Origin of the sequence: Streptomyces sp. NPDC006368 (genome assembly GCF_040612535.1) — a bacterium.
In the GTDB taxonomy this organism is placed as follows: Bacteria; Actinomycetota; Actinomycetes; order Streptomycetales; family Streptomycetaceae; genus Streptomyces.
In genome coordinates this window covers 24936-36788 of sequence record NZ_JBEXQK010000055.1, presented here as the reverse complement: position 1 = coordinate 36788, position 11853 = coordinate 24936, and the positions used below count along the sequence as shown (strand labels likewise).

12 protein-coding genes are annotated in these 11853 nt (G+C 70.1%); 9 read left to right on the top strand and 3 right to left on the bottom strand.

The window, feature by feature from the left end:
- Positions 1-98: 98 nt before the first annotated feature.
- Both ABZZ38_RS27765 and ABZZ38_RS27760 read right to left on the bottom strand, forming a co-directional pair.
- The gene (locus ABZZ38_RS27765; RefSeq protein WP_356744836.1) at positions 99-770 is read right to left on the bottom strand and encodes a response regulator transcription factor; all 672 of its coding nucleotides are present in this window, start codon (positions 768-770) and stop codon (positions 99-101) included.
- Between the two features lie 277 nt (positions 771-1047).
- A complete protein-coding gene (locus tag ABZZ38_RS27760; protein WP_356744834.1) occupies positions 1048-1854 on the bottom strand; it encodes a PD-(D/E)XK nuclease family protein in 807 nt (268 codons plus the stop codon).
- On the opposite strand from ABZZ38_RS27760, the gene ABZZ38_RS27755 reads away from it, so the two are divergent.
- From ABZZ38_RS27755 to ABZZ38_RS27740, 4 genes are all read left to right on the top strand, one after another.
- Positions 1853-1975 carry a hypothetical protein gene (locus tag ABZZ38_RS27755; RefSeq protein ID WP_356744832.1) on the top strand — a complete coding sequence of 41 codons (123 nt, stop codon included), beginning with the start codon at positions 1853-1855 and terminating at the stop codon, positions 1973-1975. The genes ABZZ38_RS27760 and ABZZ38_RS27755 overlap by 2 nt on opposite strands.
- Before the next feature lie 84 nt (positions 1976-2059).
- A complete protein-coding gene (locus ABZZ38_RS27750; protein WP_356744830.1) occupies positions 2060-3298 on the top strand; it encodes a site-2 protease family protein in 1239 nt (412 codons plus the stop codon).
- A gap of 289 nt (positions 3299-3587) precedes the next feature.
- Positions 3588-4475 carry a tRNA (adenine-N1)-methyltransferase gene (locus ABZZ38_RS27745; protein WP_356744828.1) on the top strand — a complete coding sequence of 296 codons (888 nt, stop codon included), beginning with the start codon at positions 3588-3590 and terminating at the stop codon, positions 4473-4475.
- A gap of 195 nt (positions 4476-4670) precedes the next feature.
- A complete protein-coding gene (locus ABZZ38_RS27740) occupies positions 4671-5249 on the top strand; it encodes a hypothetical protein (protein WP_356744826.1) in 579 nt (192 codons plus the stop codon).
- Positions 5250-5253: 4 nt separating this feature from the next.
- Here the strand turns inward: ABZZ38_RS27740 and ABZZ38_RS27735 are convergent, their stop codons facing one another.
- Positions 5254-5565 (bottom strand): ferredoxin, encoded by a 312-nt coding sequence (locus tag ABZZ38_RS27735; RefSeq protein ID WP_356744824.1) that lies wholly within the window; start codon positions 5563-5565, stop codon positions 5254-5256.
- Positions 5566-5821: 256 nt separating this feature from the next.
- On the opposite strand from ABZZ38_RS27735, the gene arc reads away from it, so the two are divergent.
- The 5 genes from arc to prcA all read left to right on the top strand — a co-directional run bounded on the left by arc (position 5822) and on the right by prcA (position 11685).
- Positions 5822-7588: a proteasome ATPase gene (gene arc, locus ABZZ38_RS27730; RefSeq protein ID WP_356744822.1), complete on the top strand. Its 1767-nt coding sequence runs from the start codon at positions 5822-5824 to the stop codon at positions 7586-7588.
- 260 nt (positions 7589-7848) lie between these two features.
- Entirely contained in the window at positions 7849-9360 is a 1512-nt protein-coding gene (gene dop / locus ABZZ38_RS27725; RefSeq protein ID WP_356744820.1) for a depupylase/deamidase Dop, read from the top strand.
- 176 nt (positions 9361-9536) lie between these two features.
- Positions 9537-9755: a ubiquitin-like protein Pup gene (locus ABZZ38_RS27720; RefSeq protein WP_016325855.1), complete on the top strand. Its 219-nt coding sequence runs from the start codon at positions 9537-9539 to the stop codon at positions 9753-9755.
- A 296-nt stretch (positions 9756-10051) separates the two neighbouring features.
- Positions 10052-10897: a proteasome subunit beta gene (gene prcB / locus ABZZ38_RS27715; RefSeq protein ID WP_356744818.1), complete on the top strand. Its 846-nt coding sequence runs from the start codon at positions 10052-10054 to the stop codon at positions 10895-10897.
- 35 nt (positions 10898-10932) lie between these two features.
- Positions 10933-11685, top strand: coding sequence for a proteasome subunit alpha (gene prcA / locus ABZZ38_RS27710; protein WP_356744816.1), 753 nt, complete (start codon positions 10933-10935; stop codon positions 11683-11685).
- The last annotated feature ends 168 nt before the right edge of the window (positions 11686-11853 follow it).

Here is an 11853-nt window from a genome sequence, read left to right as displayed (position 1 = left end):
CGCGGGGGAGGGGGGGGGGGTCGAAGAAACTCCGCCCCCCCCCCCCGCTTCCGTATGCCGTCCCGCGGCTCCGCGCCGTCATCGCGCGGCGCCGTCCGTCACTGGGCGCCGGGCCGGACCAGACCGCTCTCGTACGCGTACACCGCGGCCTGCACCCGGTCCCGCAGGCCCAGCTTCGTCAGCACGTGTCCCACATGCGTCTTGACCGTCGTCTCGCTGACGAACAGATCGGCGGCGATCTCCGCGTTCGACAGACCGCGCGCCACCAGCTTCAGGACCTCGACCTCACGGTCCGTCAGCGTGTTCAGGGCGTCCGGCACCGGCTCCTCGCCGGACGGCAGATGACCCGCGTACTTGTCGAGCAGCCGCCGTGTGATGCTCGGCGCGAGCATCGCCTCACCCGCCGCGACCACCCGGATCGCCTGCACGAGTTCATGGGCGGGCGCGTCCTTCAGCAGGAAGCCGCTCGCCCCGGCGCGCAGCGCCTCCACGACGTACTCGTCCAGATCGAACGTGGTCAGCACCAGCACCTTCGCGGGCCCGTCCCGGCCGGGACCGGTGATCTGACGGGTCGCCTCCACGCCGTCCATCCGCGGCATCCGGATGTCCATCAGCACCACATCGGGCTGCAGCGCCCGCACCTGGTCGATGGCCTGGAGGCCGTCCCCGGCCTCACCGACCACCGCGATGTCCTGCTCCGCCTCCAGAATCATCCGGAAGCCGGTGCGCAACAACGGCTGGTCGTCGACCAAGAGGACGCGGATGGCCACGGGTACTCCTTAAAGGCTCAGCTGACCGCCCCATTCTGCCCTGACGCCCCCCACCCGCCTCCCGGGGTCCCGCGCTGCCGGGAGGTGTCGTACCGGAACCCACTGCTCCGCCCGCCGACGGGAACCACGACGTCCCCCGGCGCCGGTCACCGGCCTCCCGGGCCCCTGGCACGGGTCACCCTGCCACCGGGCCCCTGGCACCCGCCCGGCCCTCGCACCGGTTACCGGTCATCCCCCCTCCGGGCCGGTCATCCGCCCTCCGGGCCCCCGGCACCGGTCACCCGGCTTCCGGCGCCGGTGAGGGCGTCCCCGTACGCTGCGGGGGCACCACCGGCAGCGGGTAGACCGGCGGAGTACCGCCGAACTCCGGGCACACCGCCTGGTGATCGCACCACCCGCACAGCTTCGTCGGGCGCGGCCGCCACTCGCCGGTCTCCGTCGCCCGGCTGATCGCGTCCCACAGCGCCAGCAGCTTCCGCTCCACCCGCAGCAGATCCGCCTCCACCGGGTCGTACGTGAGGACGTCCCCACTGCCCAGGTACACCAGCTGCAGCCGGCGCGGCACCACCCCCTTCAGGCGCCACACCACCAGGGCGTAGAACGTCATCTGGAACAGCGCCCCCTCGCTGTACTCCGGCCGAGGCGCCTTGCCCGTCTTGTAGTCGACGATCCGCACCTCACCCGTCGGCGCCACATCGACCCGGTCGATCACCCCCCGCAGCCGCAGCCCCGATTCCAGCTCCGTCTCCACGAACAGCTCCCGCTCCGCCGGCTCCAGCCGCGTCGGGTCCTCCAGCGTGAACCACCGCTCGACCAGCTGCTCCGCCTCGGCCAGCCAGCGCGTCAGCCGCTCACCGTCCGCGTCACCCTCGAAGAGCTCCGCCAGCTCCGGCCGCGACTCCAGCAGCCGCTCCCACTGGCCCGGCACCATCGCCCTGGCCCGCGGAGCCGTACGCTCCGCCGCCGGATCGTCGAAGAGCCGCTCCAGCACCGCATGGACCAGCGTGCCCCGCGTCGCCGCCTCGCTCGGCTTCTCCGGCAGCTTGTCGATCACCCGGAACCGGTACAGCAGGGGACACTGCATGAAGTCGCTCGCCCGCGACGGCGACAGCGACGCGGGCGGCTGCGGGCTCGGGGAGCTCGGAGAGCTCGGTGAGCTGGAAGGGCTCGTGGTCATGGTTCAGAACCCTACGGCCCGCCACTGACAGCGAGCGGCATACCATCGACGACGGAACCCCAGACATTGCATGATCGTGATCGCGAATGACGCTACGCACCGAAGGGAACCCGTGAACAAGGACGACGAGAGCGGCGAGACCCCCCGCCCGCGGTCCGACACGGCCGGAGCCCCGCCCCAGGGCGGAAAGCCGCAGGAATCCGGCGGCGGCATCCTCATGGGCCGGCTCTTCGGCGTGCCCGTCTACGTGGCCCCCAGCTGGTTCCTGGTGGCCGCCCTGATCACCTGGGTCTTCGGCGGCCAGCTCGACCGCGTCCTGCCCGAGCTCGGCAACGCCCGCTATCTGGTCTCCCTCTTCTTCGCGGTGGCCTTCTACGCCTCCGTCCTCGTCCACGAGCTCGCCCACACCCTCGCGGCCCTCCGCTTCAAGCTGCCGGTGCGCCGCATCCAGCTCCAGTTCTTCGGCGGCGTCTCCGAGATCGAGAAGGAATCCGAGACACCCGGCCGCGAATTCGTCCTCGCCTTCGTCGGCCCCCTGCTCTCCCTGATCCTCTCCGGCGTCTTCTACGCCGCGATGTACGCCGTCGAGCCCGACACCGTCCCCGGCGTCCTGCTCGGCGGCCTGATGTTCTCCAACCTGCTCGTCGCCGCCTTCAACCTGCTGCCCGGCCTCCCGCTGGACGGCGGCCGCATGCTCCGCGCCGTCGTGTGGAAGATCACCGGCAAGCCGATGACCGGCACCGTCGCCGCCGCCTGGTTCGGCCGCGCACTCGCCGTGGGCGTCCTCATCGGCCTCCCGCTGCTCACCCACACGGGCGGGCTCGGCTCCGCGGGCCACGAGATCAGCGGCATGGAAACCGTCACCAACGCCCTGCTGGCCGCGATCCTCGCCGCGATCATCTGGACCGGCGCCGGAAACAGCCTGCGCATGGCGCGCCTGCGCGAGCACCTGCCCGACCTGCGCGCCCGCGCCCTCACCCGCCGCGCCGTCCCCGTCGAGGCCGGCACCCCCCTCTCCGAGGCCCTGCGCCGCGCCAACGAAGCAGGCGCCCGCGCCCTGGTCGTCGTCGACGGCCACGGCGAACCGACCGCCCTGGTCCGCGAGACGGCGATCGTCGGCGTCCCCCAGCACCGCCGCCCCTGGGTCGCGGTCAGCGGCCTCGCCCAGGACCTCACCGAGGGCATGAAGGTCCCGGCCGAGCTCGCCGGCGAGGCCCTCCTGGAACGCCTCCGTGCCACCCCCGCCACCGAGTACCTGGTCGTCGAGGAGACCGGCGAGATCTACGGCGTCCTCTCCACGGCCGACGTGGAACGAGCCTTCGTCCAGGCGATGGCACGGCCCTCCTCGTAGGCCGTGTCTGCACAGTCCCGTCTGCCCGGCGGCGCCCGGCACGAGCCCTTCGGGCACGGCAGGTGCCCCCACCGCAGTGGCTCCTTCCTCCGCCTCCCCATCGCACGTGCCGGACGCCGCCAGGTCCGCCCTTCGGGCGGACGACGCTCCTTCGAAGACACTCCCCAGGAGCCCGCACTCCCGGTCACCCGTCGTGGGCGACCGGCCGGGCGCGGCCCCGGGACGGTGGCCCGGTCAGGGGCTGCGGCGGGCGGGCGGAGGGGGACCCGGCCCTTGATAGGCTGCTCACATGTCCGAACCGACCGGTGCCGCCCGCCGTCGCGGGCCCTTCAAGGTCGGGGACCAGGTCCAGCTCACCGACCCCAAGGGACGCCACTACACGTTCACGCTCGAAGCCGGGAAGAACTTCCACACCCACAAGGGTTCCTTCCCGCACGACGAGCTGATCGGTGCTCCCGAGGGCAGTGTTGTCCGTACCACGGGAAACGTCGCCTACCTCGCGCTGCGCCCCCTGCTCCCCGACTACGTCCTGTCCATGCCCCGCGGCGCCGCCGTGGTCTACCCCAAGGACGCGGGGCAGATCCTGGCCTTCGCGGACATCTTCCCCGGCGCGCGCGTCGTCGAGGCGGGCGTGGGCTCCGGCTCGCTCAGCAGCTTCCTGCTGCGCGCCATCGGGGACAGCGGCATGCTCCACTCCTACGAGCGCCGTGAGGACTTCGCGGAGATCGCCAAGGCCAACGTCGAGCGCTACTTCGGTGGCCCGCACCCGGCCTGGCAGCTCACCGTGGGCGACCTCCAGGACAACCTGTCCGACGCCGACGTCGACCGCGTCATCCTGGACATGCTCGCGCCCTGGGAGTGCCTGGAGGCCGTCTCCAAGGCGCTCGTCCCCGGCGGCATCCTCTGCTGCTACGTCGCGACGACCACCCAGCTCGCCCGCACCGTGGAGTCCATCCGCGAGATCGGCTGCTACGCCGAGCCGCAGCCGTGGGAGTCGATGATCCGCAACTGGCACGTCGAGGGCCTGGCGGTCCGCCCGGACCACCGCATGATCGGCCACACCGGCTTCCTGGTCACCGCCCGTCGTCTCGCGGACGGCGTGGAGCCTCCGATGCGCCACCGCCGGCCCGCCAAGGGCGCGTACGGCGACGACTACGAAGGCCCCAACAAGGGCTGAGCCCCACAGGGCCGACGCCCCGACAACGCACCGGCGCCGCTGCCGAGTTCCCGTCCCCGCACGGGAACTCGGCAGCGGCGCCTGTCTGTTCACCGTCCGCGAAACCGAGCGGAGCGGGACCCCGCTGTTCCGCCCGCCTGTGACCTGTGGCACGATGCTGGCCACCCCACCGCACAGCCACAGGAGACGCTCCGCGTGCAGACCTCCGCCGTCCCGGACCTCGCGCACACCCACGCCCGCCCGGTGCACTGGCTCGCCACCGCGACGGCCATGGCCGCGGTGGTCGCGGTCGCGGCACTGCTGCAGCCCGGCGCCGCCACCGCCTCCCAGACGGCCCGGACGGGCGGGCTCCGGACCGCCGCCGCACCGGCCCCCGCGCCCGACGCGGCGGCCGTGACGTACCCGCTGGACTGCGCGGGCGCACGCAGCGTGGTGGTGAAGAAGGCCTCGGGTGACATCGACGGCGACGGCCGCCCCGAGACGGTCGCCGCGGCCCACTGCGAGGCCGGTTCCGGGACCCCACCGAGCGGTGTGTACGTACTCGCGCGGAGCGCGGGGAACGAGCCGCGCGTGGTGGCCACCCTGGTGGAGCCGTCCGAGCGGCTCAGCGTGGGGCGTCTCGCGGTACGTGACGGAGCGGTCACGGCGACGCTGTTCGGGTACTCCTCGGCGGATGTGCCGCGTTGCTGCCCGGATCAGGAGGAAACGGTCAAGTGGCGATGGGCGGGTGGAAAGTTCGTCCGCTCCGGTCCCGCGGAAGCACGGGGTATGTGACCCGTCACTCCGCGTCCGGACCGTAGACCTCCACCTTGTCCGAAACGCGCCGTACGTGGATGCAGTCGCCCGGGCATTCCTTCGCGGAGTCGACGACGTCCTGGAGGAGGGGCAGCGGGACGGGCGTCGTGGCGCCCTTGTCCTGCAACAGCTCGTCGTCGCCGCTCTTCACGTACGCCAGGCCGTCGATGTCCAGCTCGAAGACCTCCGGGGCGTACTGGGCGCAGATGCCGTCGCCGGTGCAGAGGTCCTGGTCGATCCAGACCTCGAGCGCCTCGTCGGCGCCCGTGGTCGGAGCCTCGTGCTGCACGGTCATATCCCCTGCCGTTTCGGAGCGTCGTTCATGTGGGTCGGGCGGCTAAGTCAGGCCAGCCCTGACGGGTGTTGACCACCCCGACGATACAACCGCCCGCTTTCGAATGTTGATGGGTGGGTATCCCCCTGGCGTGAGGGAGAGCGCAAGGGTGAAGATCGGACACACCTCGAGAGTCTTTGTGATCTAGGGGTTTCAATCACCACCCACCCAGGTAGGGTCAGGAAGCGTCCAGCTCCCCTTGGAGGAGGTGAGGACCGTGGCAGCCCACGACGACGACATCAACCGCGGCATCCGGCCGGGGCGGGGGTCTGAGGACCCAGCCGGCCAGGTCGCCTATCTCGAGCAGGAAATCGCCGTCCTGCGACGTAAGCTCGCCGACTCTCCGCGTCACACGAGGATTCTCGAAGAGCGGATCGTCGAGCTGCAGACCAATCTGGCCGGTGTGTCCGCACAGAACGAGCGGCTCGCCAACACGCTCCGTGAGGCCCGCGACCAGATCGTGGCCCTCAAGGAGGAGGTCGACCGGCTCGCACAGCCGCCGGCGGGCTTCGGTGTCTTCCTGCAGGCCAATGAGGACGGCACCTGCGACATCTTCACCGGGGGCCGCAAGCTCCGGGTGAACGTCAGCCCCAGCGTCGAGCTCGAGGAGCTCCGGCGCGGCCAGGAAGTAATGCTCAACGAAGCGCTCAACGTGGTCGAGGCCATGGAGTTCGAGCGGGCCGGGGACATCGTCACCCTCAAGGAGATCCTCGAGGACGGCGAGCGTGCCCTGGTCATCGGGCACACCGACGAGGAACGGGTGGTGAGGCTCGCCGAGCCGCTGCTGGACATCACCATCCGTCCCGGCGACGCCCTGCTCCTCGACCCCAGGTCCGGTTACGTCTACGAGGTCATCCCGAAGAGCGAGGTCGAGGAGCTCGTCCTCGAAGAGGTGCCGGACGTCGACTACGACAAGATCGGTGGTCTGGGGAACCAGATCGAGCTGATCCGCGACGCGGTCGAGCTTCCGTACCTCTACCCGGACCTCTTCAAGGAGCACGAACTGCGTCCGCCGAAGGGCATCCTGCTCTACGGCCCGCCCGGCTGCGGCAAGACGCTGATCGCGAAGGCCGTCGCCAACTCCCTTGCCAAGAAGGTCGCCGAGGTGACCGGCCAGCCCGCGGGGAAGAGCTACTTCCTCAACATCAAGGGCCCCGAGCTCCTCAACAAGTACGTCGGCGAGACCGAGCGGCACATCCGTCTGGTCTTCCAGCGCGCTCGCGAAAAGGCGAGTGAGGGCACGCCCGTCATCGTCTTCTTCGACGAGATGGAGTCCCTCTTCCGCACCCGCGGCTCCGGCGTCAGCTCGGACGTGGAGAACACCATCGTCCCGCAGCTGCTCGCCGAGATCGACGGTGTGGAGGGCCTGGAGAACGTCATCGTCATCGGCGCCTCCAACCGCGAGGACATGATCGACCCGGCCATCCTGCGGCCCGGCCGGCTCGATGTGAAGATCAAGATCGAGCGTCCGGACGCGGAGGCGGCCAAGGACATCTTCGCCAAGTACCTGACACCTTCGCTGCCGCTGCACGCGGACGACCTGGCCGAGCACAACGGCTCCAAGGAAGTCGCCGCCCAGGCCATGATCCAGTCGGTCGTGGAACAGATGTACGCGGAGTCCGAGGAGAACCGCTTCCTCGAGGTCACGTACGCCAATGGTGACAAGGAAGTCCTGTACTTCAAGGACTTCAACTCCGGAGCGATGATCCAGAACATCGTCGACCGGGCCAAGAAGATGGCCATCAAGGCATTCCTCGACCACAACCAGAAGGGCCTGCGGGTCGCCCACCTCCTCCAGGCGTGCGTGGACGAGTTCAAGGAGAACGAGGACCTGCCGAACACCACGAATCCGGACGACTGGGCTCGTATTTCCGGTAAGAAGGGCGAGCGGATCGTCTTCATCCGCACCCTTGTCACAGGAAAGCAGGGCGCGGACACCGGTCGCTCCATCGACACGGTGGCGAATACCGGCCAGTACCTGTAGATCGCAGACCGGCTGCGGATGTCCGGACCGGGCATCCGCAGCCGGTTGCTTTCCGCGGTTGCTTTCCGCGGTCCGGGGCATCATTTCGACCACACCGTGACAATGACGCAATTGATCTCCCCACCAGCGCGGAGGCGTTCTAGGCTCTTCCGTACCGCCGAGTCGCGCAGTGCGGGGACGGGCACCGCATACGCATCGGGGAAGCAGCGGTACTTGAGCGCCGTTTCCGAACGGGAACGCCGCCGGGCAAGGAGGGCCGCATGACTGTACGGCGAGTAATGGGCATCGAGACGGAGTACGGGATCTCCGTCCCTGGGCACCCGAACGCCAATGCCATGCTCACCTCGTCCCAGATCGTCAACGCCTACGCGGCGGCGATGCACCGGGCGCGCCGCGCCCGCTGGGATTTCGAGGAGGAGAACCCGCTGCGGGACGCCCGCGGCTTCGACCTCGCCCGCGAGGCCGCCGACTCCAGTCAGCTGACCGACGAGGACATCGGCCTGGCCAATGTGATCCTCACGAACGGCGCACGGCTCTACGTCGACCACGCGCACCCCGAGTACAGCGCCCCCGAGGTCACCAATCCGCGGGACGCCGTCCTGTGGGACAAGGCCGGCGAACGGATCATGGCGGAGGCGGCCGAGCGGGCCGCCCAGCTCCCCGGCGCCCAGCCGATCCACCTCTACAAGAACAACACCGACAACAAGGGCGCCTCCTACGGCACGCACGAGAACTACCTGATGAAGCGGGAGACCCCCTTCTCGGACATCGTGCGCCACCTCACGCCGTTCTTCGTCTCCCGGCAGGTGGTCACCGGAGCGGGCCGGGTCGGGATCGGGCAGGACGGCCACGAGCACGGCTTCCAGATCAGTCAGCGGGCGGACTACTTCGAGGTCGAGGTCGGCCTGGAGACCACCCTCAAGCGGCCCATCATCAACACGCGCGACGAGCCGCACGCGGACGCCGAGAAGTACCGCCGGCTCCATGTCATCATCGGCGACGCGAACCTGTCCGAGATCTCGACCTACCTCAAGCTGGGCACGACCGCCCTGGTCCTGTCCATGATCGAGGACGGCTTCATCACCGTCGACCTGGCCGTCGACCAGCCCGTTCGTACGCTGCACCAGGTCTCGCACGACCCGGATCTGCGGCGGCTGATCACGCTGCGCAACGGCCGGACACTGACCGCGGTGCAGCTTCAGATGGAGTACTTCGAGCTGGCCCGGAAGTACGTGGAGGAGCGGTTCGGCGCGGACGCGGACGAGCAGACCAAGGACGTCCTGGGCCGCTGGGAGGACACGCTCAACCGGCTGGAGAACGACCCGATGAGCCTGGCCGGGGAGCTGGACTGGATCGCGAAGCGGGAGCTCATGGAGGGCTACCGGCGCCGCGACGGCCTGGACTGGGACGCGGCCCGCCTCCACCTCGTCGACCTGCAGTACGCGGACGTGCGGCCCGACAAGGGCCTGTACAACCGTCTGGCGGCCCGCGGGAAGATGAAGCGCCTGCTGGACGAGGAAACGGTCCAGCGGGCCCGGAGCAGCCCTCCTGAGGACACCAGGGCCTACTTCCGGGGCCGGTGCCTGGAGCAGTACGCGGACGACGTGGCCGCCGCCTCGTGGGACTCGGTGATCTTCGACCTGCCGGGCCGCGACTCCCTGCAGCGGGTGCCCACGCTGGAGCCGTTGCGCGGTACACGTGCCCACGTCAAGGAGCTGCTGGACCGCTGCCGCACGGCCGAGGAGCTGGTCCGGGTGCTGTCCGGTGGCTGAGACCGCGTACCACTCGTAGGAAAAGAGCTTCGTGCGGGATTCTGTGGGAATCATGGGGATGATCCCTGGACGTCGAACAAGGCGTCGCGGAAAGCACAGGGCCGATGTCAGACCGTCCTTGTAGGGTCTGATCTTGCAAGACCGAACCAAGCGGGCAAACGAGCGGGGTGAGGGATATGGCGACCAAGGACACCGGCGGCGGGCAGCAGAAGGCGACGCGTTCCACCGAGGAGGTCGAGGAGCAGGCGCAGGACGCGCAGGCATCCGAGGACCTCAAGGAGCGCCAGGAGAAGCTGTCCGACGACGTCGACTCCGTACTGGACGAGATCGACGACGTCCTGGAGGAGAACGCCGAGGACTTCGTGCGCTCCTTCGTGCAAAAGGGCGGACAGTAAGGAACGTTGTCCGGCCCCGGGCCGCCGGCGGAAGGCGAGCGGGCCCGAGGGGTGCGCGGGTGCGCGGCGCGGAGGCGGTGAGGAACCGGGGGCGCCCCCGGACGCCGGTCCGGGGGCGAGACCCCCTGCGACCGGCCGTCGGCGCACGCCCGTGCGCCCCACCGGCGCCCGAGCCCCAACCTCGACGGCTCCGGGGCGGATGACCGGCGACGACACGGGTAAGGTCCGTGCACAGCACGCATGATCGGTCCGGCCGTCGCAGCGGCGGGCCGCCGCCTCATCTCGGAAGGAATCGCGTGGAAGCCAACCCTCGTAGCACCGGGCGTCTGCCTGCAGCCTTCCTGACGCCCGGCTCGTCGTCGTTCATGGACTTCCTGGCCGACCACTCGCCGGAGCTGCTGCCGGGCAAGCGGACGCTGCCGCCCCTTCAGGGCGCCATCGAAGCCCCGCACGGCACCACCATCGTCGCCACCACGTTCCCGGGGGGCGTGGTGCTGGCAGGTGACCGCCGGGCCACCATGGGCAACATGATCGCGCAGCGCGACATCGAGAAGGTCTTCCCGGCCGACGAGTACTCGGCGGTGGGCATCGCCGGCACCGCGGGCCTCGCCGTGGAGATGGTCAAGCTCTTCCAGCTCGAGCTGGAGCACTTCGAGAAGGTCGAGGGCGCCCAGCTCTCCCTGGAGGGCAAGGCGAACCGGCTCTCCACGATGATCCGCAGCAACCTCGGCATGGCCATGCAGGGCCTGGCCGTCGTCCCGCTCTTCGCCGGCTGGGACGTCGACCGCGAGAAGGGCCGCATCTTCTCGTACGACGTGACGGGCGGCCGCTCCGAGGAGCACGGCTTCGCGGCCACCGGTTCCGGCTCGATCTTCGCGCGCGGCTCCATGAAGAAGCTCTTCCGTGACGACCTCACCGAGCAGCAGGCCATCACCCTGGTCGTGCAGGCGCTGTACGACGCGGCGGACGACGACTCGGCGACCGGCGGACCGGACGTGGCCCGCCGCATCTACCCGATCATCACCGTGATCACGGACGAGGGTTTCCGCAAGCTCACCGAGGCCGAAGCCTCCGAGACCGCCCGCTCCGTCCTGGACCGCCGCCTCGAACAGCCCGACGGCCCGCGCGCCGCGCTGCTCTGATGACCTCGCCACTGACAGAAAGGGACGGATAGCCGGTGTCGACGCCGTTCTATGTCTCACCCCAACAGGCCATGGCCGACCGGGCGGAGTACGCCCGCAAGGGCATCGCCCGTGGACGCAGCCTCGTTGTGCTGCAGTACGCCGACGGCATCGTCTTCGTCGGTGAGAACCCGTCCCGCGCGCTGCACAAGTTCAGCGAGATCTACGACCGGATCGGCTTCGCCGCGGCCGGCAAGTACAACGAGTACGAGAACCTGCGGATCGGCGGCGTCCGCTACGCCGACCTGCGCGGCTACACCTACGACCGGGACGACGTGACGGCCCGCGGCCTCGCCAACGTCTACGCCCAGACGCTGGGCACGATCTTCTCCAGCGCCGGTGAGAAGCCGTACGAGGTCGAACTGGTGGTCGCCGAGGTCGGCACCTCCCCGGAGGGCGACCAGATCTACCGCCTCCCGCACGACGGGTCGATCGTGGACGAGCACGGCTCGGTCGCGGTCGGCGGCAACGCCGAGCAGATCAGCACCTTCCTCGACCAGCGGCACCGCGACGGGATGTCGCTCGCCGAGGCGCTGAAGCTGGCCGTGCAGGCGCTGTCCCGCGACACCAACGGCAGCGAGCGGGAGATCCCCGCGGAGCGGCTGGAGGTGGCGGTCCTGGACCGTACCCGTCCGCAGCAGCGGAAGTTCAAGCGGATCGTCGGACGCCAGCTGGCCCGCCTGCTGGAGGCGGACGGAGCGGCCTCGACTCCCACGGACGCCCCCTCCGACGAGGCCGAGGAGGAGTAACCGCTCCTCGCACCGCCGCGCCCTGTGCCCCGCACGCCCCGTCCCGCGCCCCGTGCTCGCGGGCCGGGGCGCTGCCGTTCTCCGGCCGCCCGCCCCGCCCGCGGCGAGCAAGCTGCTCCACGGCGGTTCCCGGACCGGTCGCGCGGTACGGGAAGCCGGCCCTCGCGC

Coding starts and splice junctions, on each gene's coding strand:
- ABZZ38_RS27755 (WP_356744832.1), top strand. CDS start 1,853: ATGAAGTCGCTCGCCCGCGACGGCGACAGCGACGCGGGCGGCTGCGGG.
- ABZZ38_RS27760 (WP_356744834.1), bottom strand. CDS start 1,854: ATGCAGTGTCCCCTGCTGTACCGGTTCCGGGTGATCGACAAGCTGCCG.
- ABZZ38_RS27745 (WP_356744828.1), top strand. CDS start 3,588: ATGTCCGAACCGACCGGTGCCGCCCGCCGTCGCGGGCCCTTCAAGGTC.
- ABZZ38_RS27735 (WP_356744824.1), bottom strand. CDS start 5,565: ATGACCGTGCAGCACGAGGCTCCGACCACGGGCGCCGACGAGGCGCTC.
- dop (WP_356744820.1), top strand. CDS start 7,849: ATGACTGTACGGCGAGTAATGGGCATCGAGACGGAGTACGGGATCTCC.
- ABZZ38_RS27720 (WP_016325855.1), top strand. CDS start 9,537: ATGGCGACCAAGGACACCGGCGGCGGGCAGCAGAAGGCGACGCGTTCC.